Origin of the sequence: Brachybacterium sp. AOP42-C2-15, assembly GCF_052377065.1 — a bacterium.
GTDB lineage: Bacteria > Actinomycetota > Actinomycetes > Actinomycetales > Dermabacteraceae > Brachybacterium.
The window spans coordinates 68,248-90,739 of sequence record NZ_JBQSWK010000016.1 but is presented as its reverse complement, the minus strand read 5'-3'; the positions used below and the strand labels follow the sequence as shown (position 1 = coordinate 90,739).

Below are 22,492 nucleotides of genomic sequence, written 5' to 3'. Positions count from 1 at the left end.
CATTCAGGATGCGAGACGCCGTCCGGGGACGAGGCGCGCTCAGGATTCGAGGCGGAGTCCGGCCAGCAGCTGGTGGGCGACGGTCGGGGCCTCCTCCTCGGTGAGGTCGTGGATCTGCACGCTGAAGTACTCCTGCTCGCGGTGGATGAGCACCTGGACGGAGAGCGTGGAATCCAGCCCCGGGCCCACCGCGACCACGGCGAGGTCGGCGCCGGGCACTTCGACCTGCGCGACGTGGTCCCGGGCCGCCAGCGGGTACGGGGACGGGACGGGGAACCCGGCGCGCATGACCGAGCCGCGGCGCCGTCCTCCCTGGAAGACGATCCCCACCTCGGTGACAGCGGGCTCACCGAGGTCGGGCGGCAGCTGGAGGGTCAGGCTCCGCACGGTGTGCTCGCGCCAGTCCTCCCCCGCTGCCGTGCCCTGGACCACGGGCAGCGAGCTCGGATCCTCGATGTGCACGCTGGGCGCGGAGTTCACCGAGTACACCATCAGCACATGGCCGCCGTCCTCGGAGAACCCGAGGCCATAGCTCACGGCCCGCACGAGCGGCCGCTCCTCCCCCGACGCCCGCACCGGGAGGGCTCCGCGCACGGAGGCCAGGAAGAGGATGCCGGAGAACTCGGCGCTGTCGAGGCGCTCGACCTCGGTGACGGCCTCGAGGATGCGCATCCGAGGGCCGTCCTCCGGGTACTCCAGGGGCTCGAGGTCATACATCTCCGGCACCCCGGTGTCCGGTCCCGAGGCGCCGGAGACCGGCACCGCTGCGAAGAGCTCGTCGAAGGCGGACTCGTCATAGCCCTCGAGGCCGAAGGCTTTCACGAGGGCGGCCCCGACTTCGTCGGAGCGGGAGTTGTCGGCCTCGAGCAGCAGGGGCGTGTCGAAGATCTCGAGGATCGCCTGCACGAGCACTCCCGTGGCGGCGCCGACCACCTGCTCATGCCCGCCGAACGCCTCCTCGGCGCGTTCATCGATGCTCCGCGGCAAGGCGGTGAAGATCGGCGAGTCCTCGGGGAATCCGGGCGACCACCAGGTGCCGTAGCGGTCCTCGCGCTCGAGAGAGCCCTTCTCGGTGCCGAACTCGGCGTCGGCCGCGGCGGTGTCGAGCTCGACGAGGTCGAGGTCCTCCTCGCTCGCCCAGCCATCGAAGGTGGTGCCGGGCTCCGCAGGCGGCTCTTCGGCGGGCTCGCCGCCGCCGTCGCTCGCTCCCCCGTCGCCTTCGGCGCTCGGCGACGTCTCCGCCTCCTCGTCACCGCCGCCGAGGCCGGGCAGCAGCGAGCAGGCGCTCGCCGTGGTCACCAGACCCAGGGCCCCCAGGCCCGCCAGCGCCGTGCGTCGCGTGGTCCTGCGCTGTGACATGCCGTGCTCCCTCTGCCCCGTGCGGGCGTGTTCCTGTACATCTGTCTGTCGGCGTTCATGATGCATGAAGAGCAGCGGCGGGCGCACCTCGAGAGGTGCGCCCGCCGTCGCGGCAGAAGAGGTCGATCAGCGCGCGGCGCTGCCCTCGGTGTAGTCCGAGTCGACAGCCTGGGCGCTCCAGGAGAACATCTTGCGCAGGTCCTTGCCGACAACCTCGATCTGGTGCTTCGCCTCGGTCTCGCGGAGCTCCTTGAACTCCGGCGCGCCGGCGTCCTGATCCTCGATGAAGCGCTTGGCGAAGGCACCGCTCTGGATGTCCGCGAGGACGTCCTTCATGGCCTTCTTGGTGTCGGCCGTGACGACGCGCGGGCCGGAGACGTAGTCGCCGTACTCGGCGGTGTCGGAGATCGACCAGCGCTGCTTGGCGATGCCGCCCTCGAACATGAGGTCGACGATCAGCTTGAGCTCGTGGAGCACCTCGAAGTAGGCGATCTCCGGCTGGTAGCCCGCCTCGGCGAGGGTCTCGAAGCCGGCCTGGACCAGGTGGCTCATGCCGCCGCAGAGCACAGCCTGCTCACCGAAGAGGTCGGTCTCGGTCTCCTCGGTGAAGGTGGTCTTGATGACGCCGGCGCGGGTGCCGCCGATGCCCTTGGCGTAGGAGAGCGCGAGGTCCCAGGCACCGCCGGTGGCGTCCTGCTCGACCGCGACGATGTCCGGGATGCCGCGACCGGCGACGTACTCGCGGCGCACGGTGTGGCCGGGGGCCTTCGGAGCGATCAGCAGCACGTCGACGCCCTCGGGGACCTCGATGTAGCCGAAGCGGATGTTGAAGCCGTGGGCGAAGGCGAGCGCCTTGCCCTCACCGAGGTGCGGCTGGATCGACTCGGCGTAGACCTTCCGCTGATCCTGGTCCGGGGTGAGGATCATGATCAGATCCGCCCACTCGGAGACCTCGGCGACGGTGCCCACGCCCAGGCCCTGCTCCTCAGCCTTCGCACGGGACTTCGAGCCCTCGCGCAGGCCCACCCGGACCTCGACGCCGCTGTCGCGCAGGTTCAGCGCGTGGGCATGGCCCTGGGAGCCGAAGCCGACGATCGCGACCTTCTTGCCCTGGATGATGGACAGGTCGGCGTTGTCGTCGTAGAAGATCTCAGCCACGTTGTGCTCCTTCGTGTTCGGGGTGCGGGCGACAGGTCGATCCTATCGCCGAGTGTCTTACGTTGTGAGAGGCCGTCTCAGTCCTGGAGACTCAGGTCCGGAGTTCCAGCCCTGGAGGTTCAGCCCTGGAGTTTCAGCCCTAGAGGTTCAGCCCGGGCGTTTCAGCCCAAGAGGCTGCGGTCGGTGATCGCGCGTCCACCCCGACCGATCGCGACCTCGCCGGACTTCACTATCTCGCGGATGCCGAAGGACTCGAGCATCCCCAGCAGCGCGCTGAGCTTGTCCTGGGTGCCGGTGGCCTCGACGGTCACCGAGTCGGCGGCCGCATCGACCACCTTGGCCCGGAACATCTGCACGATCTCCAGCACCGAGGTGCGGGTCGAGTTGTCCGCAGTCACCTTGATCAGGATGAGTTCGCGCTGGACCGTGGACCGGGCGTCGAGCTGGACGATCTTGAGCACGTTCACCAGCTTGTTCAGCTGCTTGGTGATCTGCTCGAGACGCCGCTGATCGACGTCGACCACCACGGTGATGCGGGAGATCTCCGGGTGCTCGGTTGGTCCGACCGCGAGCGAGGAGATGTTGTACCCGCGGCGCGAGAAGAGCGCGGTGACGCGGGTGAGCGCACCGGGCTTGTTCTCCACCAGGACCGAGAGGGTCTGGTTCTCGGGGGTCATGACGTAATCGGACGTGCTCGTCGGGTTTCCTGCGCCCGCAGAGCTTCCGGCGTTCATTGCACTCATGGCGTTCATGATCAGATGTCCCTCTCCCACTCGGGGCTCATGCCCTGCGCGATCTGGATCTCGTCGTTGGAGACGCCGGACGGCACCATCGGCCAGACCATCGCGTCGGCGCTGACGGTGAAGTCCACGATCACCGGGCGATCGTTGATCTCCATCGCCTGCTGGATGGTCGCGTCGATGTCCTCGTCCCGCTCGCAGCGCAGTCCGGCGCAGCCATAGGCGTCGGCGAGCTTGACGAAGTCGGGGATCCGGCGGGAGCCGTGCCCGGTGTTCAGGTCGGTGTTGGAGTAGCGCTTGTCGTAGAACAGGTTCTGCCACTGGCGCACCATGCCGAGGCTCGAGTTGTTGATGATCGCGACCTTGATCGGGATGTTGTTGATGACGCAGGTGGCGAGCTCCTGGTTGGTCATCTGGAAGCAGCCGTCGCCGTCGATGGACCACACCACCTTGTCCGGCTGACCCACCTTGGCACCCATCGCCGCCGGCACCGAGTAGCCCATGGTGCCCAGGCCCCCCGAGTTCAGCCAGGTGTAGGGGTTCTCGTACTTGATGAACTGGCTGGACCACATCTGGTGCTGGCCCACCCCTGCGACATAGATGGAGTCCGGTCCGGAGATCGCTCCGATGCGCGAGATCACCTTCTGGGGTGCGGTGAAGCCGTCCTCGGTCTCGGTCCAGCCCAGCGGGTAGTTGTCCCGGAGCATGTCCAGGGTGTTCCACCAGGTCTCGTAGTCACGGGTGTCGTCGGCCGCGATGCGATCCCGCAGCTCGGCGGTCAGAGCGCGGGCGATCTCGGCGGCCTGGCCGACGATCGGCACATCTGCCTCACGGTTCTTCGAGATCTCCGCCGGGTCGATGTCGGCGTGGACGATCTTCGCGCCGGGTGCGAAGGACTCCAGCACGCCGGTCACGCGGTCGTCGAAGCGGGCCCCGATGTTGACGATCAGATCGGAGCGCTGCAGGGCCGAGACCGCGGAGACGGTGCCGTGCATGCCCGGCATGCCCAGGTGGCTGGGGTGGGAGTCGGGCAGTGCGCCGCGGGCCATCAGCGTGGTGACGAAGGGGGCGCCGGAGACATCGATCAGCTCGCCGACCTCCTCGGTCGCACGGCCGCGCAGCACACCGCCGCCGAGCAGGAAGACGGGGCGCTTGGCTGCCATCAGCAACGAGACCGCCTCACGGATCTGCTTGCTGTGCGGGCGCGGGTCGGGGCGGTAGCCGGGCAGATCGAGCGCTTCGGGCCACTCGAAGGTGGTCATCGCCTGCTGGGCGTCCTTGGTGACGTCCACCAGCACCACGCCGGGTCGACCGGTCGATGCGATGTGGAAGGCCTGCTTGATCACCTTGGGGATGTCCTCCGCCTTGGAGACCAGGAAGTTGTGCTTGGTGACCGGCATCGTCATACCGACGATGTCCGCCTCCTGGAAGGCATCGGTGCCGATGAACATGGAGCCGACCTGGCCCGTGATCGCCACCATCGGGATCGAGTCCATCTGGGCATCGGCGATCGCCGTGATGAGGTTGGTCGCGCCGGGACCGGAGGTCGCCAGGCACACACCGACCTTGCCCGTGGCGTGGGCATAGCCGCTGGCCGCATGCCCGGCACCCTGCTCATGGCGAACCAGCACATGACGGAGGCCTTCGGCGTCCATCAGCGGGTCGTAGGTCGGCAGGATCGCACCGCCGGGAAGGCCGAAGACGACCTCTGCCCCGGCAAGCTTGAGGGACTCGACCAGCGCCTTGGCACCGGTCATCTGCTGTCCGTTCATCGGAACTCCTTCGTCGTCTCGGACGGTGGGCATGGCGGTGAACTGCTGCGTGGACCTCCTCGTCCCTCCGCCGTGCTGTCGCCGACGCACGAAAAAGCCCCTCCGCCAGGGACTCGGGAGGGGCGCGGATGACAGCTCGTAGTGACGAGGGGCGTCAGCCGCGCTCGGTAACTACGAGAAGGATCTTCTGCATGCCGACAGATTAGGCCTTTTCACAGCGCAGAGGCCACCTGTCCGGATTGCGAGACCGGGCGGACAGCAGGGTCGTGCCGCGCCACCCGCGGCGCCCTGCCGGACCGACGAAGGTCCTGCGGAGAGCGCATTTCGTCGTCTACCTTATGAGCGACGCCACCCGGCCCCCGAGAGGTTCGAGAACAGCAGCCATGAGCACCCCAGGACACTCCCCACTCATCGCCCCCGCGGAGCACGCGCCGCTGGCCGATCAGCGCATCGTCGTGATCGGTGGCGGCATGACCGGTCATCGCTTCGCCGCGCGCCTTCGCGCGCAGGACCCCGAGGGGCGGTGGACGCTCACCGTCATCGGCGAGGAGCCACAGCAGCCCTACGACCGGGTGCACCTGTCGAACTGGTTCGCCTCCCGCAACGCCGACCTGCTCTCCCTGGACGTCTCCGTCTGGGAGGACCCGCGCATCAGCCTGCTCACCGGGGACAAGGCCGAGACGATCGACCGGGTCGCCGCTCACGTGACCACGACGTCCGGCACCACCATTCCCTACGACCGGCTGATCCTCGCCACCGGCTCCTGGGCCTGGGCGCCGCGTGCCGACGGAAGCGAGCTGCCGGGGATCTTCTCCTATCGCACCGTGGGCGACGTCGAGCAGATCGCCGAATGGGTGGCGCTCCGCGAGAAGACGCTGGGACGCCAGGTCCGCGGCGTTGTGGTCGGCGGCGGCGTGCTGGGCCTCGAGGCCGCGGCCGCGCTGCAGGATCTCGGTGCCGCCTCGACCGTGGTCGAGTTCGCCGACCGGGTGATGGCGGTCCAGCTCGACCAGGGCGGCGGGGAGATGCTGCGCCTGCTGATCCAGGACAAGGGCATCGACGTGCGCACCGGGGTCGGCGCCTCCCGCTTCCAGCCCGCCGGGGACGGACAGGTCGGCACCGCAGTGCTCTCCGACGACTCCACCCTCGACGCGGACGTGGTCATCTTCTCCACCGGCATCCGCCCCCGGGACCGGCTCGCCCGCGAGGCGGGGCTCGCGATCGGCGAGCGCGGCGGCGTGGTCGTCGGCGATTCCTGCCAGACCTCCGACCCCGCGATCTGGGCGATCGGCGAATGCGCCTCCTTCCAGGAGGCCTGCGCCGGGCTCATCGCCCCGGGCAACGACATGGCCGATGTGGTCGTGGACCGCTTCCTGGGCGGCACCCGCACCCATCAGCGCAAGGACGACGGCACCAAGCTCAAGGGAGTGGGGGTGGACGCCGCCGCCTTCGGCGACGTCAACGCCGTCACCGCCGGAGCCCTCGAGGTCGCCTTCGTTGACCCCGTGAACCGCAAGTACCGCAAGCTGGTGATGTCCGATGATGCGAAGGTGCTGCTGGGCGGCGTGTTCGTGGGAGACATCGAGCTGTTCTCCCAGCTGCGCCCTCTGATCGGCCGCGCCCTGGGCGCGGACCCGTCGGCCGTGATCGCCCCCGAGGGCGGGGACGCGATGGCCGATGCCGAGCTGCCCGACGATGCGGTGGTCTGCTCCTGCAACAACGTCTCCGCAGGCACCATCCGCGCCTCGGTGACCGAGCATGGCTGCACCACGCTCGGCGAGGTCAAGGAGTGCACGACCGCGGGCACGGTGTGCGGCTCGTGCGTGCCCACCCTGACGAAGCTGCTGAACAAGGAGCTCGAGCGCTCTGGCATCGCGGTCTCCACCGCGATGTGCGAGCACTTCGCCCATTCCCGCGCCGAGCTGTACCAGCTGGTCAAGGAGGGCGGTCAGCAGACCTTCACCGAGATCGTCACCGCCTTCGGCCGGGGCCGCGGCTGCGCGGTGTGCAAGCCCGTCGTCGCCTCGCTGCTGTCGAGCCTCGGCACCACCTCCGGGCGCCTGCACTCGCCGGTCGGCGAGCAGCTGGGATCGCTCCAGGACACCAACGACCACGTGATGGCGAACATCCAGAAGAACGGCACCTATTCGGTGATCCCCCGGATGCCCGCCGGAGAGGTCACGCCCGAGCAGCTGCTGGTCCTCGCCCAGGTCGCCATCGACTACGGCCTGTACCTCAAGCTCAACGGCGCCCAGCGGATCGGCATGTTCGGGGCGCGGCTGGATCAGCTGCCCGAGATCTGGCGGCGCCTGGTCGATGCTGGCTTCGAATCCGGCCACGCCTACGGGAAGTCGCTGCGGATGGTGAAGTCCTGTGTGGGCTCCACCTGGTGCCGCTACGGCGTGCAGGACTCCACCTCGATGGCCGTCGCGCTCGAGCGGCGATACCGCGGCCTGCGCTCCCCGCACAAGCTCAAGGTCGGGGTCTCCGGCTGTGCACGCGAGTGTGCCGAGGCCCGCGCGAAGGACGTCGGCGTGATCGCGACGACCAAGGGCTGGAACCTGTACGTCGGCGGCAACGGCGGCGCCCAGCCTGCCCACGCCCAGCTGCTCATCGAGGACCTCGATGACGAGACCCTCGTCAAGTGCATAGACCGCTTCCTGATGCTGTACATCCAAGAGGCCGACAAGGTCCAGCGCACCGCGCGCTGGGTCGAGGACCGCGCGGGCGGGATCGAGGAGCTGCGCCGGGTGATCGTCGAGGACTCCCTCGGCATCGGCGAGGAGCTCGAGGCGCAGATGGCCAACCACGTCGCGACCTATGAGGATGAGTGGACCGCCACCCTCGACGACCCGCAGCGCATGGCCAAGTTCGTCTCCTTCATCAACGCCCCCGGAGTGGCCGATCCGGATCTCGCCTGGGTGCCCGAGCGCGGTCAGATGCGACCGGCGAACGAGATGGACCAGCACACCGCGCCCGACCCTGTCCGGGCACGGGCACTGGCCTCACTCAGCCTGGGGGCGACCAGCCCGCTGGGCGATTCCGTCGACGGCGAGGAGATCCGCTGATGACCACCCAGGACCAGACCATGATCGATGTCTGCGCACTCAGCGACCTCTCGGTCGAGCGCGGTGCCGCGGCGCTGCTCGGAGACGACCAGGTGGCGGTGTTCCGCCTGGTCGACGACTCTGTACGCGCCTGCCAGCAACGCGACCCGTACTCCGGGACCAACGTGCTCTCACGCGGGCTGATCGGCTCGCATGAGGTCAGCAGTGACGGTGAGGAGCCCGGGGAACTGGTGCCCACGATCGCCTCACCGATGTACAAGCAGGCCTGGAACCTCGACACCGGTGAGGTGCTCGACGCCGGCGGCGGCGAAAAGCTCCCGATCGCAGTGCACGAGGCGCAGGTGCGGGACGGCCGGGTTCTGGTCTCCGCCACGCCCCGACCTCTCGCAGCCGGCGCCACCGGGATCGCCCCATGACCGCCGCCCTCCCCTCATTCGACGGGGTGCTGGGCGACGCGACGCTCTCCCCCGGTGCCGTGGCGCTGGTGGGCGGCGGGCCCGGCGCCCTCGACCTGATCACCGTGCGCGGGCTGCACCTGCTGCAGCAGGCGGACGTGGTGGTCGTGGACCGGCTGGGACCGCGCGGCCTCACCGAGCGGCTGGGCACGGAGGTGACGCTGATCGACGTGGGCAAGACCCCCGGGCATCCCTCCCGCACCCAGGAGCAGATCGGGGCGCTGCTGGTCGAGCACGCCCGGGCCGGCCGTCGCGTGGTGCGGCTCAAGGGCGGGGACCCGTTCCTGCTGGGCCGCGGCGGCGAGGAGGTCCTGGCCTGCCGCGCCGCCGGCATCGAGGTGCAGGTGGTGCCCGGCGTGACCTCCGCCATCGCCGGCCCCGCGGCCGGGGATGTCCCGGTCACCCATCGCGGTGCCGCGGTCGCTCTGCACGTGGTCAACGCCCACGGAGATCTCGGTCCCGCGGATCTCGCGGCGCTCCGGGATCCCGGCACCACCACCGTGCTGATGATGGGCGTGGGGTGGCTGCCCCGGCTGGTCTCCCAAGCGCTGCTGAACGGCGTCGCCCCCGAGACCCCGGTCGCGGTGATCCAGAGCGCGACCCTGCCCGAGCAGCGGAGCGTGCGCGGCACCCTGGCCACGATCGAGAAGACGGTGCGGGAGGCCGGCGTCGGCTACCCCGCGGTGATCACGGTGGGCCGCACCTCGGCCGAGGGGTTCCTGGGGGCTCACTCCCCCGGCTCCCCCGGATCCCCCGACTTCCCTGCCGCTCCCGGCGCCACCGACTCCCCTGCCGCTCCGGTACGCGGGGCGGGGCGGGAGGCGCTGCCTGCGACCGAGCTGGCGGACCGCGCCGCGGTGCCCGTGCTCATCGGCTGCGCGCACGGCACCCGGCTGCGCGAGGGCCGTGACGTGATCCGGGCGATCCTGCGCCGGATCGCCGAGCAGCTCCCCTCCGTCGCCGTGCGGGAGGCGTACGTGGATGTGCAGAGCCCGGAGGTCGCCGAGGTCGTGACCCAACTGGCGCCGGCGAGCACCACCGTGCGCACCCGCGAGGAGGACACCCCGCCGGCCGCGGTGGTGGTGCCGCTGCTGCTATCCACCGGTTTCCACGTGGGCGAGGACATCGCCGGCGCTGTCGCCGGTCACCAAGCGCTGGCCGCAGCGCCTCTCGGCCCTGATCCCCGGCTCGCCGAGGTGATGGCCCAGCGACTTCAGGAGGCAGGGGCCCAGCCTGATGACGCAGTGGTGATGGCGGTCGCCGGCACCCGCGACCGGGCGGGGCAGAAGATGGCCGCGCAGATGGGCGCGCTGCTCTCCGCACGGCTCCAGCGCGAGGTGACCGTCGGCTTCATCGCCGCGGCGCAGCCCACGGTCGCCGATGCCGTGACCCAGGCTCGGAAGCGCACCGGAGCCCGGGTGGTGGTCGCCACCTATCTGCTGGCTCCCGGCTACTTCCATGCCCAGCTGCGGCAGGTCGGCGCGGATCTGGTGGCGGCGCCGCTGGGAGACCACCCGTTGATCGCCGAGATCGCGGTGGACCGCTACCGCTCCGTGCTGGGCGCCTGAGGGATGGGATAGCGGGCAGGAGCTGGCGTCCCGCAACGCCGTAGCCCACGCCGTCCAGGCTGCCCGCGCCGCACCCCACGCAGCACACGCAACTCACGCAACTCACGCAACTCACGCAACTCACGCAACTCACGAGCATCCCCTCTGAGCTGTCGCCACGGCATGTGCCAGGCGACAGCTCAGAGGGGATGGAGACCTGCTCGGCTCAGTCCAGAGCCTCAGTCCAGAGCCTCAGTCCAGAGCCTCAGTCCAGAGCCTCAGTCCAGAGCCTCAGTCCAGGTGCCGGCGGGTGGCGCCGTAGGTCGCCGAGCGCACCAGGTGGGCGTAGACCTTGAGCGCCTGGGAGACCTTGCGGTCGCGGTTCTCAGGGCGCCACGGCAGCGGGCCCTTCGCCGCGCGGCGGCGCTCGAGCTCGTCCTCGGGCACATCCAGCTCGAGCAGGCGCTTGTCGACATCCATGATGATCTTGTCGCCGTCCTCGATCAGACCGATCAGCCCGCCCTCGGCCGCCTCCGGCGAGATGTGGCCGATGGAGACGCCGCTGGTGCCGCCGGAGAAGCGGCCGTCGGTGATCAGGGCACAGGTCTTACCCAGGCCCCGCCCCTTGAGGAACGAGGTCGGGTAGAGCATCTCCTGCATGCCGGGACCGCCCTGCGGACCCTCGTAGCGGATCACCACGACGTCGCCGGCCTTGACCGTCTTGTCGAGGATCTTCTGGACGGCCACCTCCTGGGAGTCGCAGACCACCGCGGTGCCCTCGAAGTGGAAGAGATCCTCGGTGATGCCGGCGGTCTTGAACACCGCACCGTCCCGCGCGAGGTTGCCCTTGAGCACGGCGAGGCCGCCGTCCTTGGTGTAGGCGTGCGGGACGGAGCGGACCACGCCGTTCTCCCCGTCGGTGTCCAACTCGTCCCAGGTGTTCGTGGTCGAGAAGGCCTGGGTGGTGCGCACTCCGCCGGGGGCGGCGTGGAAGAGCGCCTCGGCCTTCTTCGAGGCGGTGCCGCCGCGGATATCCCACTCCGCGAGCCAGCTGGCGAGGTCCGGGGAGTGGACGGTGTGGATGGAGTGGTCCAGCAGTCCGGCCCGGTCCAACTCGCCGAGGATCGCGGGGATCCCCCCGGCGCGGTGGACGTCCTCCACGTGCGCGGTGCCGTTCGGGGCGACCTTGGACAGGGTGGGCACCAGGCGCGAGATGCGGTCGATGTCGTCCAGGCCGAAGTCGACGCCGCCCTCGATCGCGACGGCGAGTATGTGCAGGATGGTGTTTGTCGAGCCGCCCATCGCCACGTCCATCGCCATGGCGTTCCCGAACGCGGCCTTGGTCGCGATCGAGCGCGGCAGCACCGACTCGTCGCCGTCCTCGTAGTAGCGCTTGGAGAGCTCGACGATCTTCCGCCCGGCCTCGAGGAAGAGCTCCTTGCGGAAGGCGTGCGTGGCGAGCGTGGTGCCGTTGCCCGGCAGGGAGAGGCCGAGCACCTCGGTGAGGCAGTTCATCGAGTTCGCGGTGAACATGCCGGAGCAGGAGCCGCAGGTGGGGCAGGCGTTCTCCTCCACCTCCGCCAGCTGTGCGTCGGTGATGGAGTCATCGGCCGACAGCGACATCGCATCGACCAGGTCGATGCGGTGCTCGGTGACGCCCTCGATCGGCTTGCCGGACTCCGAGGGGCCGCCAGAGACGAACACGACGGGGATGTTCAGCCGCATCGCGGCCATCATGTGGCCCGGGGTGATCTTGTCGCAGTTGGAGATGCACACCAGCGCGTCCGCGGTGTGGGCGTTGACCATGTACTCGATGGAGTCAGCGATGATGTCGCGGCTGGGCAGCGAGTAGAGCATGCCGCCGTGGCCCATGGCGATGCCGTCATCCACGGCGATGGTGTTGAACTCCTTGGAGACACCGCCGGCCTCCTCGATCGCCCCGGCGACCAGGTCCCCCATGTTCTTGAGGTGGACGTGGCCCGGCACGAACTGGGTGTAGGAGTTCGCGATCGCGATGATCGGTTTGCCGAAGTCGCCGCTCTTCATGCCGGTGGCGCGCCACAGGGCGCGAGCGCCGGCCATATTGCGGCCGTGGGTCGAGGTGCGGGAACGGAGCTGAACCATGCAGGCATGCTACGCCGCCATGCGAGATGCCGGTGTCACCATCCGGACAGCGGACGGTGAGGTCTCTGGTCGTCTAACGTCCCGTCTGCTCCACGAAGAGGTAGACCGCCGAGTCCTCGATGAAGCTGTCGTGGCCGATCCCGAACCAGGTGCCCGCGGCGTCGGCGGGTCGCTCGCCCTCGACCTCGCAGACCATCGAGCGCTCGAACTCCTCGCCCTCGTCGCAGGCTGCGGTGATCTCCACATCGGAGGGCCCGTCGCTGACCTGGGTCGCGCGGAAGCCCTCCTCGGTCGCGGCGGCGATCGTCTCGGGGGTCTCGTCCTGGCCCACCAGATAGGCGAAGTGGAAAGTCTGGTCTGCCTGCAGCCGGAGCTCCCCGGCGTCCTCGGCGGCGGCGCGCACGATCAGGGCGGTGTTCCCGTTGGTGGTTCGCACCAGGGCCACATCCCAGGTTTCGGAGACATCCTCAAGGGCGTCTCCTTCGATGCTGCCCCCGGTGCACCTGATCTGCTCCCCGAGGAGAACGTCACCGGGACAGTCCGGGTTGCTCACCGTGGCCTCCAGGAAGGTGCTGACCTGGCTGCCGACCTCCTCGGCGGGGACCTTCTCGGCGCCGTCGAGGAGGGGCAGGAAGAGGTAGTGGCTGCCGGGGTCGGTGGGATCGGCGGTGTGTGCTCCTCCCCCGTCGCTCGCCGCAGGGTCAGCGCCCTCCGCGCCGGGCGCGGTCTCCTCGGACTCGGACGGGGCCGGAGTCGTCGCACCGGGCTGCTGCGTGGTCGTCGGACTCGGCGCGGACGGCTGCGTCGGCTCATCGCCGCCGCGCGTGCAGCCCGCCAGCGCGAGAGCTGCGACAGCGACCAGCGCAGCCCCCCGGGTGGTGCTCCGGCACAGACTGCGCGCAGCTCTGCGCACGCCCCTGGTCCCCTGCATGCTCATGACGGCCGTTCCCCCAGTGCAACGCTGCCGGCCCGTGCTCGTCCCGGACGGTTCCGGGTGGACCTCCGGATGACGGTAATCGGCGTCGCTCGGCGGGTCCACCCGGCAGGGGCCGGCTCAGCACCTCCCCTGCCCGAGGTCACCTCCCGGCCGGGTCCTTCGCGAGAGCATCGCCGTCGAGGTCCGGCGCTGCGTCGAGGTCCTGCGCTGCGTCGGGATCGATCGCCAGGCCCCACCCCTCCGGTGCGCCCATCGGAGAGGTGAGCTCTTCGTCGTGGTGGTCCGCACGAACCGGGAAGTCCGGGTCCTCGGCGAGCTGTCGATGCAGATCCGACAGCCGCAGCTCCTCGGTCAGGGTCCGCACGCGCTCAGCCGCAACCTGCTCGGGGGTGGGCTCATGGTCGCCCATGCCCACCTGGAGCGCGGGTTCGACCTCTTCCAACGCGCCGATGCTCACGCGGTACTTGTGACGCAGGATCTCCAGCCGCAGCACGCGGGCGAGGAAGTAGATGCCGAGCAGGTTCGGGAGGGCCATGAGGAAGAACATGGCGTCGGAGAAGGCGATCACCGAGTCCAGCGAGATCGCTGCACCGACCACGATGGCCAGCACCCAGATGATGCGGAACCCGGTCTTCACGCCGTTGCTGCTGCCGAAGAGGAACATCGCGTTCAGCTCGCCGTAGTAGGCGTAGGCGAGGATCGTCGAGAAGCCGAACAGCGTCACCGCGATGGTGAGCAGGATGGGGAACCAGCCGGTCACCGTCGCGAAGGCGCTCGCGGTGAGGGCCACTCCGTCGGCGTCTCCGGTGGTGTACACGCCGGTGACCACGATCGCGAGGGCGGTAAGCATGCAGATGCCGATCGAGTCGACCAGCGGCTCCCACATCGCGGTGAAGCCCTCGGTGGCGGGCTCCTTGGTCTTCGAGGCGCTGTGCGCCATCCCGGCAGATCCGACACCCGCCGCGTTGGAGAACAGGGCTCGCTGGATGCCGATCACGGCGACGCCGATGATGCCGCCGGTGACTCCGTCCGCCGTGAAGGCACCGGTGAAGATCTGACCGAAGGCCTGCGGGACGGCAGTGATGTTGACAGCCAGGATGATCAGGATGCAGGCGGTGTAGAGCACGGCCATGGCAGGTGTGAGTGCGGAGGTCCAGCGCGCGATCGACTTCACGCCGCCGAGCACCACGGCGCCAGCGAGCACCGCGAGCACCACCCCGATGACCCAGCTGTTCCCCTGCAGGAAGCCGCTGCCCGTCGCGCCGGAGATGATGGCTGCGACCTGATTGGCCTGGAAGAGGTTTCCGGCACCGAACACACCGACCAGGGCGAAGACCGCATACAGGACCGCCAGCACGCCGCCCAGGCGCTTGCGGCCGATCGAGGCGAGGCCATCCCGCAGGTAGTACATGGGGCCGCCCTCGGTGGTCCCGTCCTCGTTGACCTTGCGGAACAGCACTCCAAGGGTGGCTTCGGCCATCTTCACGCTCATCGCGAAGAAGCCGAAGATCGCGATCCACAGCGCCGCACCCGGCCCTCCCGCGCTGATCGCCACCGCGACGCCGGCGATGTTGCCCAGCCCCACCGTGCCCGAGAGCTCGGTGGCCAGCGCCTGGTAGCTCGAGACCTCCCCCGGATCGGTCTTGGCGGTGTATCGCCCGCGGATCACCCGGATCGAGTGCTTGAGCCCGGTGATCGGCTGGAAGCGCAGCCAGACCGTGAGGAACACCGCGGCGGCCATCAGCCAGACCACGATGACGGGCACTCCGCCTAAGACCGGGACCTCGAAGAACACGACGGCGCTGAGCCAGTCCGCGATCGGGCCGAAGTATCGTTCCACGGCTGCGTCTATGCCTGTCATCGGGCGCGTTCTCCTCCGGCGGGATGGTCCGCCTGTGGTGTCGGTGTCATGGCGCCGCTGCCGTCACCCGACGATCCGGGGAGGCGCTGGCGCACGGGCATCGACGACTGTACAGACGCTGAGATACCGGTGAGTCAGTGCTGTGGGCGGCGCAGGAGAGGTGGGTTCTCGCTGGCCACATGGCCGAAGCGTGGCCGGAGGCTCCCCTTTGTCGGACAATCTGGCACCGAGACAATTTACCAAGTCTTGACCTTTGGTATGCGGTCGTTCACAACGACGCCGCCCGTCGGCGGTGCCGGTGCCCGCCACCGCCCCAGAGCCCGAGCCCGAGCCCGAGCCCGAGCAGAGCCCGCACCTGTACCCGGGCCTGGACCCGGAACGGCGGACGGCCCGGCCCCGCCTGAGGCGGGGTCGGGCCGTCCACAGATCACGGACCTCAGCTCACGCCGAGCTTCTCCATGATGATCTCGCGCACGCGGCCGGCGTCGGCCTGGCCGCGGGTGGCCTTCATGATCGGGCCGATGAGGGCGCCGATGGCCTGGACCTTGCCGCTGCGGATCTTCGCGACCACATCGGGGTTGTCGGCGATCGCCTGATCCACGGCGCCGGTGAGCACCGAGTCGTCGGAGACCACTGCGAGGCCCTCGGCCTCGACGATCGCGGTCGGGTCGCCCTGGCCCTCGAGCACCTTGGTGAGGACCTGCTTGGCGATCTTGTCGTTGATCTTCTTCCCGTCGACCAGGCTCTGCAGCTCGGCGACCTGGGCAGGAGTGACGTCGAGGGCTGTGATGTCGAGGTCGCGGTCCTTCGCGATGCGGGCCAGCTCACCCATCCACCACTTGCGGGCGCTCTGCGCACTCGCACCGGCGGCGACGGTCGCCTCGATGAGATCGAGGGCGTCGGCATTGATGACGTCCCGCATCTCGAGGTCGCTGAAGCCCCATTCGCCTCGCAGACGACGCCGACGCGCGGCGGGCAGCTCGGGCAGGCTCGTGCGAATCTCCTCGACCCACTCCCGGCTCGGCGCGACCGGCACGAGGTCCGGCTCGGGGAAGTAGCGGTAGTCCTCCGCATCGGACTTCGGGCGACCCGAGGAGGTGCCGCCGGTGTCCTCGTGGAAGTGGCGCGTCTCCTGGATGACCTTCTGGCCGGCATCGAGCACGCCCGCCTGGCGGGAGATCTCGTAGCGGACCGTGCGCTCGATCGAGCGGAAGGAGTTCACGTTCTTCGTCTCGGTGCGGGTGCCCAGCTCCGCCTCGGGGCTGTCCCGCAGGGAGACGTTGATGTCGGCGCGCACATTGCCGCGCTCCATCTTCGCCTCGGAGACGTCCAGCGCCCGGAAGATGTCGCGCAGGGTGCGCACGTAGGCCGCGGCGACCTCGGGGGCGCGCCCCTTGGTGTTCGGGATCGGCTTGGTGACGATCTCGACCAGCGGCACACCGGCGCGGTTGTAATCGACCTGCGAGTGAGTCGCTCCGTGGATGCGCCCGGTGGAGCCCCCGACGTGGGTGTTCTTGCCGGCGTCCTCCTCCATGTGGGCGCGCTCGATCTCGACCCGGATGATCTCGCCATCCTCCAGCTCGATGTCGACCCAGCCCTCATAGGCGATGGGCTCGTCGTACTGCGAGGTCTGGAAGTTCTTCGTGAGGTCGGGGTAGAAGTACTGCTTGCGCGAGAAGCGGCAGGTCTCGGCGATCGAGCAGTTCAGCGCCAGACCGATCTTGATCGCGTACTCGACGGCCTTGTGGTTCACGACCGGCAGCGCGCCGGGCAGGCCGAGCGAGGTGGGGGTGATCGCCGTGTTCGGCTCGGCCGCGAAGATGTTCGGCGCGCCGTCGAACATCTTGGTGGCGGTGCCCAGCTCGACGTGGACCTCGATGCCGAGCACGGGGTCGAAGCGCGAGATGGCCTCGTCGTAGTCGACGAGTTCGATATCGGATGCAGTGCTCATCAGTTCGCTCCTCCGGTGAGCTCGGGGGCCTTGGCCAGCAGGGGTCCGCCCCAGGAGTCCTCGAGCAGTGCCTCCAGGGCGCCGCCCACGCGGTACAGGCGCTCGTCGGCGCGGGCCGGGGCGAGGAACTGGATGCCGGCGGGCAGGCCGTCCTCGGCGAGGCCGCTGGGCAGCGAGATGCCCGGCACGCCGGCGAGGTTGGCGGGGATGGTGGCGATGTCGTTCATGTACATCGCGGTGGGATCGTCGACCTTCTCGCCGAGGCGGAAGGCGACCGTCGGGGCGGTCGGCGAGGCGAGCACGTCGACCTGTTCGAAGGCGGCGGCGAAGTCGCGCTGGACGAGCGTGCGCACCTTCTGGGCGCTGCCGTAGTAGGCGTCGAAGTAGCCGGCCGACAGGGCGTAGGTGCCCAGCAGGATGCGGCGCTTGACCTCGTCGCCGAAGCCGGCGCCGCGCGTCGCCTTCATGACGTTCTCGGCGGTGGGGTGGTCCTCGGGGACCACGCGCAGGCCGAAGCGCATGCCATCGAACTTCGCGAGGTTGCTCGACGCCTCCGAGGGCATGATCAGGTAGTAGGCGCCCAGCGCGTAGCGGAAGTTCGGGCACGAGACGCGCACGATCTCCGCTCCGGCGCGCTCGAGCTGCTCGAGCGACTCGGCGAAGCGGGCGCTGACCTCGGGGGCGAAGCCCTCGCCCTCGAGCTCCTCGATGACACCCACGCGCAGGCCCTTGACGTCCTTGCTGCGGGCGGCCGCGGCGAAGGGGCCGACGGCATCGGTGAGGGAGGTCGAGTCATGCGGGTCGTGCCCGGCGATCAGCTCATGCAGCAGCGCCGAATCCTCGACGGTGCGGGTCACGGGGCCGGCCTGGTCCAGCGAGCTGGCCATGGCGATCAGCCCGTAGCGGGAGACGGAGCCGTAGGTGGGCTTGACGCCCACGGTGCCGGTGACGGCGCCAGGCTGACGGATCGAGCCGCCGGTGTCGGTGCCGATCGCGAGCGGGGCCTCGTAGGCGCCCACTGCCGCGGCGGAGCCGCCGCCGGAGCCGCCGGGGATCCGGTCGCGGTCCCAAGGGTTGCGGGTGGGGCCGTAGGCGCTGGTCTCGGTGGACGAGCCCATCGCGAACTCGTCCATGTTGGTCTTGCCGAGGATCGGCAGACCGGCCTTGCGCAGGGCCGTGACCAGGGTCGCGTCGTAGGGAGGGATCCACCCCTCGAGGATCTTGGAGCCCGCGGTGGTGGGCTGGCCCTCGGTGACCACGACGTCCTTGACGGCGATGGGGACGCCGGCCAGACCGTGCAGCTGCTCGCCGGCTGCGCGGCGGGTGTCGACCTCGCGGGCGGCGTCGAGGGCCTCGTCGGTGTTGACGTGGAGGAAAGCGTTCAGATCGCCGTCGACGGCGGCGATGCGGTCCAGGTGGGCGCGGGTGAGCTCCTCGGAGGAGATCTCACCGGCGGTCAGCGCGGCGGCCTGGGCGGCGGCGCTGCGGCGGATGATGTCGGTCTGGTTCTGGGGGGTCATCTGTGGGGTCACTCCTCGCCCAGGATCTGCGGGACGGCGAAGCGGCCGTCCTGCGCCTCAGGAGCGCCGGCGAGCGCCTGCTCCTGGGTCAAGGTGGTCTCGACGACGTCCTCACGGAAGACGTTCGTCATGGCAATGGGGTGGGACGTCGCGGGAACATCCTCGGTGGCGACCTCGGACACGGAGGCGACAGCATCCATGATGGAGTCGAACTCGCCGGCGAAGCGGTCGATCTCCTCATCGGTGAGCTGGATCCGTGCGAGGTCGGCGAGGCGTGCGACGTCATCTCGTCCGATCGAAGGCATGTGGGTCATTCTAGGTCGACGCAGTGACCTCGCGGGCCGACGGGCCCCGGCGCACGGGAAGGGAGAGCGGGATCATGGCCCCCGATCCCACCGCGATCCCACCGCCCGGCGCATCCGGCGTGGCGCCGCTGAGCGCCGCTGAGCGCCACGGAGCAGCTGCGACCTGCCACAGAGCTCCGTGAACGAGCCTTCACCCGTTCACTCGCTGAGCGGCGCCCCCGGAACGGCTGCCGCTGCCGGCACCCGGTAGTGATAGCCGCCGATCCGGCGGAAGCCGAGGTCCCGGTACAGGGTGCGGGCAGGGGTGTTGTCCGACTCGACCTCGAGCAGGACCCGCTGCGCTCCCTGGACCGCGGCGAAGGCGAGGAGCGTGCCGGACAGGGCGCGGCCCAGGCCCCGGCGTCGTTGCGCGGGGTCGACCGCGACCATGTTGAGCACCGCGACGGTCTCCTTCCCCACCTCGACCAGGGCGGCGCGGCCCACGGCGGCGTCCGGCGTCTGCCCGGCGGGAAGGCGCACCTGGACCGCGGGAGTGCCGGCGAGGATGTCGTGCATCGTGCGGCGGGAGTCCTCTCCTTCGCGCGGAGCGAGCCGCCAGGCGGCCGCGAACCAGTCCTCGTCGAGTCCGCCGGTGGCGATCACTGCCGAGGGGTGCGGGCGGGGCAGAGCGCCGGACAGCGCCAGCTCCAGGATCTCGCTGCCGCCGACGCTGCGGTCCCCGCGGGCGGCGAGCAGCTCATCCAGCTCCTCCGGGGTGACGCCCTCGATGATCCGGTGGACAGGATGCTCTCCCGCCATCGTGACCAGTGACTCCACCCGGTCCAGCGCTGCGGCGAGCGCTTCGGGGGAGGTCGGGGGGTCGAGCGCGATGATGCTGTGTGCACGCTTGGTGACGCCGCGTGAGCGCAGCAGCGCGAAGCCGTCGACGTCGAGCCGCTGCAACGGCCGCCAGCCGGCGATGAGCGCCTCGCCGAGTCGGGAGCCCGTGAGCGGGCGGGGGGCCGAGGAACGGGAGCTGGAGCGGGTACGTCGGGTCACCGGGCAGAGCCTACCTATCCTGCCGCGGAGCCGCCGGGCTCCCCGCGCGGTGCCGCCCCGTCGCTTCGGTAGACTCCTGCTTCCCCCACCGACCATGAAGGGACCTCGACATGTCCGTCGACCCGAACATCGATTACCACGCCCACGACCCTGAGGACGGCGAGCAGCGGTCGGATGATCCCGTGCTCCGTGAGGCTCAGGAGCTCGAGGCACGGATGCGCCGCGCGCTGGCCACCAAGGAGGATCCGCTGCGCGATGGCGAGTCGACCTCGGAGCGTCTGCGTCGCCTCGAGCAGGAGCAGGCCGCCCAGAGCCCCTCGGAGGACTGACGGCGCGGTGCCGCAGCTCCTCAGCGGAGCGCCGCGACTCATCCGTCGTGCGGACTTGTCACACTGAGGGCATGACTGCCGGCATCGACTCCCCCACCTCCCCTGCACTCTCCCTCCGCGAGGAGGCCCGCGAGGCGCTCGAAGCGCTGACCGGTCACGTGGGGGCAGACTTCCACGACGGGCAGTTCGAGGCGATCTCCGCGCTGGTCCAGGACCGGCGTCGGGTGCTGGTGGTCCAGCGCACCGGCTGGGGCAAGTCCGCGGTGTACTTCCTGGCCGCGCTGCTGCAGCGCCGTCGGGGTGCTGGTCCGGCCCTGATCGTCTCGCCGCTGATCGCCCTCATGCGCGACCAGGTCGCCGCCGCCCGCCGCGCCGGGGTGCGGGCGGAGGCGATCAGCTCCGCGAACCCCACCGAGTGGTCCGATATCGAGCAGGCTCTGGCCGCGGACCAGATCGATGTGCTGCTGGTCTCCCCCGAGCGGCTGGTCAATCCCCGCTTCCGGGAGGAGCAGCTGCCTCGCCTGGTGGAGCGCTGCGGCCTGCTGGTGATCGATGAGGCCCACTGCATCTCCGACTGGGGCCATGACTTCCGGCCCGACTACCGCCGGCTGCGGGATCTGGTCGCCGAGCTCGGCCCGGACGTGCCGGTGCTCGCGACCACCGCGACCGCGAACTCGCGGGTGGTCGCGGATGTCGCCGAGCAGCTGGGCGTCCAGGCACCGCAGGGCACCGACGCCGAGAGCGAGGTGCTCACCCTGCGCGGCCCGCTGACCCGCGCGTCGCTGCGCCTGGGGTCGCTCTCGCTCGATGACGATCGGGCCCGCCTGTCCTATCTGGTGGAGCATCTGGACCAGCTGCCGGGCTCGGGCATCATCTACACCCTCACGGTTTCCGCGGCGGAGGACCTCGCTGAGCTGCTGGACCGCCCGGACCGCCGGGTGCGCGCCTACACCGGCCGCACCGATCCGGAGGAGCGAGCCGAGCTGGAACGGGCGCTGAAGGACAACGAGGTCAAAGCGCTCGCGGCCACCAGCGCGCTGGGCATGGGGTTCGACAAGCCGGATCTGGGGTTCGTGGTCCACCTCGGCGCACCGAGCTCGCCCGTCGCCTACTACCAGCAGGTGGGCCGTGCCGGTCGTGCCACCGAGACCGCGGACGTGCTGCTGCTGCCCGGCCGGGAGGATCGCGCGATCTGGGAGTACTTCGCGACTGCATCGATGCCCTCCCAGGAGAACGCGAGCGCGGTGCTCAGCGCCCTGGCCTCCTCGGAGCGACCGCTGTCCACCCCGGCGCTCGAAGCACGAGTGGACGTGCGCCGCACCGCACTCGAGCTGCTGCTGAAGGTGCTCGCGGTCGACGGAGCGGTGCAGAACGTCAAGGGCGGCTGGATCGCGACCGGAACGCCCTGGACCTACGACGGGCCGCGCTACGAGAACGTCGCCCGAGCACGCCGCGAGGAGCAGCAGGCGATGCTCGAGTACGAGCGGCTGCGCAGCGGGGATCCGCAGCAGTGCCGGATGCTGTTCCTCGCCCGGCAGCTCGATGATGACACCGCGACCCCCTGCGGTCGCTGCGATATCTGCGCGGGCCCCTGGTACCCGGGGCCGGGCACGGGATCAGCGCTGCCCTCCCCGGAGCAGGGCAGCGCTGCGGAGCAGGTCTCCGCGCTGCTGGAGCGGGTCGGGGTGCCGGTGGCTCCGCGCGCGCAGTGGCCCCAGGGGCTGGACCGCCTGGGCGTGGTCGACGAGAACGGGCGCACCCCGCGCGGGAACATCCCGGCGGGACTGCGCGCCGAGGAGGGACGGGCGCTGGCGCGTTCCTCCGACCTCGGCTGGGCTGCTCTGCTGCGTCAGGTGCTGCGCACCGACGAGGAGGGCCGTCCGGTGGACTCCGAGGTGCCGGAGGCGCTGGGACGTCGCATCGTCGAGGTGCTCGCCGCCTGGGACTGGGAGCAGCGCCCGGCGGCCGTGGTCGCGGTCCCGTCGCTGACCCGTCCGCATCTGGTGAGCTCCCTCGCCGCTGGCATCGCGTCCGTGGGCCGGCTCGCCGACCTCGGGCAGCTCGGGCTCGCCCCGGGCGCCGCGCCCCTGCGCGCGGGCGGGAACAGTGCCTTCCGGCTGGCAGACCTCTGGGACCGCTTCGTGGTCACCGAGGAGCTGCAGCAGCAGCTCGAGGCGCAGGAGGGGGCTCCGCTGCTGCTGGTGGACGACACCATCTCCTCGCGCTGGACGATGACCGTCGCCGCCCGCGCGCTGCGACGTGCCGGGTCCGGACCGGTGCTGCCCCTCGCCCTCGCTCTGGAGGCGTGAGCCGCCGGGCGGCGACCCC

16 protein-coding genes are annotated in these 22,492 nt (G+C 70.1%); 5 read left to right on the top strand and 11 right to left on the bottom strand.

The features are described 5' to 3' along the window. Nucleotides 1-39 precede the first annotated feature (39 nt). The 4 genes from ACT3SQ_RS10775 to ACT3SQ_RS10760 form a co-directional block, all read right to left on the bottom strand. Nucleotides 40-1,359, bottom strand: coding sequence for a hypothetical protein (locus tag ACT3SQ_RS10775; protein ID WP_441446346.1), 1,320 nt, complete (start codon nucleotides 1,357-1,359; stop codon nucleotides 40-42). A gap of 126 nt (nucleotides 1,360-1,485) precedes the next feature. Then, nucleotides 1,486-2,517 carry a ketol-acid reductoisomerase gene (gene ilvC / locus ACT3SQ_RS10770; protein ID WP_444601130.1) on the bottom strand — a complete coding sequence of 344 codons (1,032 nt, stop codon included), beginning with the start codon at nucleotides 2,515-2,517 and terminating at the stop codon, nucleotides 1,486-1,488. 161 nt (nucleotides 2,518-2,678) lie between these two features. Next, nucleotides 2,679-3,194 carry an acetolactate synthase small subunit gene (ilvN, locus tag ACT3SQ_RS10765; RefSeq protein ID WP_345080766.1) on the bottom strand — a complete coding sequence of 172 codons (516 nt, stop codon included), beginning with the start codon at nucleotides 3,192-3,194 and terminating at the stop codon, nucleotides 2,679-2,681. 77 nt (nucleotides 3,195-3,271) lie between these two features. Continuing rightward, entirely contained in the window at nucleotides 3,272-5,062 is a 1,791-nt protein-coding gene (locus ACT3SQ_RS10760; RefSeq protein ID WP_441444811.1) for an acetolactate synthase large subunit, read from the bottom strand. Nucleotides 5,063-5,412: 350 nt separating this feature from the next. Between ACT3SQ_RS10760 and nirB the strand changes: the two genes are divergently transcribed. The 3 genes from nirB to cobA are packed head-to-tail and all read left to right on the top strand — an operon-like array spanning nucleotide 5,413 to nucleotide 10,120. Beyond that, nucleotides 5,413-8,097, top strand: coding sequence for a nitrite reductase large subunit NirB (gene nirB, locus ACT3SQ_RS10755; RefSeq protein WP_441444810.1), 2,685 nt, complete (start codon nucleotides 5,413-5,415; stop codon nucleotides 8,095-8,097). Then, complete coding sequence (nirD, locus tag ACT3SQ_RS10750; RefSeq protein WP_441444809.1) at nucleotides 8,097-8,513, top strand: nitrite reductase small subunit NirD; 417 nt, start codon at nucleotides 8,097-8,099, stop codon at nucleotides 8,511-8,513. The genes nirB and nirD overlap by 1 nt, the downstream gene beginning before the upstream one ends. After that, nucleotides 8,510-10,120, top strand: coding sequence for a uroporphyrinogen-III C-methyltransferase (gene cobA, locus ACT3SQ_RS10745; RefSeq protein ID WP_444601129.1), 1,611 nt, complete (start codon nucleotides 8,510-8,512; stop codon nucleotides 10,118-10,120). Before nirD ends, cobA begins: the two co-directional genes overlap by 4 nt. Nucleotides 10,121-10,390: 270 nt before the next feature. Here the strand turns inward: cobA and ilvD are convergent, their stop codons facing one another. From ilvD to ACT3SQ_RS10710, 7 genes are all read right to left on the bottom strand, one after another. After that, the gene (gene ilvD, locus ACT3SQ_RS10740) at nucleotides 10,391-12,223 is read right to left on the bottom strand and encodes a dihydroxy-acid dehydratase (RefSeq protein WP_441444807.1); all 1,833 of its coding nucleotides are present in this window, start codon (nucleotides 12,221-12,223) and stop codon (nucleotides 10,391-10,393) included. 73 nt (nucleotides 12,224-12,296) lie between these two features. After that, nucleotides 12,297-13,160, bottom strand: coding sequence for a hypothetical protein (locus ACT3SQ_RS10735; protein ID WP_441444806.1), 864 nt, complete (start codon nucleotides 13,158-13,160; stop codon nucleotides 12,297-12,299). Nucleotides 13,161-13,299: 139 nt separating this feature from the next. Beyond that, complete coding sequence (locus ACT3SQ_RS10730) at nucleotides 13,300-15,021, bottom strand: alanine/glycine:cation symporter family protein (protein WP_444601128.1); 1,722 nt, start codon at nucleotides 15,019-15,021, stop codon at nucleotides 13,300-13,302. A gap of 436 nt (nucleotides 15,022-15,457) precedes the next feature. Further along, a complete protein-coding gene (gene gatB / locus ACT3SQ_RS10725; protein ID WP_441444804.1) occupies nucleotides 15,458-16,972 on the bottom strand; it encodes an Asp-tRNA(Asn)/Glu-tRNA(Gln) amidotransferase subunit GatB in 1,515 nt (504 codons plus the stop codon). Further along, nucleotides 16,972-18,492, bottom strand: a complete 1,521-nt coding sequence (gene gatA / locus ACT3SQ_RS10720) for an Asp-tRNA(Asn)/Glu-tRNA(Gln) amidotransferase subunit GatA (RefSeq protein WP_441444803.1) — start codon at nucleotides 18,490-18,492, stop codon at nucleotides 16,972-16,974. Before gatA ends, gatB begins: the two co-directional genes overlap by 1 nt. 8 nt (nucleotides 18,493-18,500) lie before the next feature. Next, on the bottom strand, nucleotides 18,501-18,797 hold the full coding sequence (gatC, locus tag ACT3SQ_RS10715; protein ID WP_193116046.1) for an Asp-tRNA(Asn)/Glu-tRNA(Gln) amidotransferase subunit GatC: 297 nt from the start codon (nucleotides 18,795-18,797) through the stop codon (nucleotides 18,501-18,503). A gap of 198 nt (nucleotides 18,798-18,995) precedes the next feature. Next, a complete protein-coding gene (locus ACT3SQ_RS10710) occupies nucleotides 18,996-19,835 on the bottom strand; it encodes a GNAT family N-acetyltransferase (RefSeq protein ID WP_441444802.1) in 840 nt (279 codons plus the stop codon). A 110-nt stretch (nucleotides 19,836-19,945) separates the two neighbouring features. Here ACT3SQ_RS10710 and ACT3SQ_RS10705 point away from each other — a divergent pair, with 110 nt between their 5' ends. Further along, nucleotides 19,946-20,164, top strand: coding sequence for a hypothetical protein (locus ACT3SQ_RS10705; RefSeq protein ID WP_441444801.1), 219 nt, complete (start codon nucleotides 19,946-19,948; stop codon nucleotides 20,162-20,164). 71 nt (nucleotides 20,165-20,235) lie between these two features. Further along, nucleotides 20,236-22,473, top strand: a complete 2,238-nt coding sequence (locus tag ACT3SQ_RS10700) for a RecQ family ATP-dependent DNA helicase (RefSeq protein ID WP_441444800.1) — start codon at nucleotides 20,236-20,238, stop codon at nucleotides 22,471-22,473. Nucleotides 22,474-22,492: the final 19 nt, after the last annotated feature.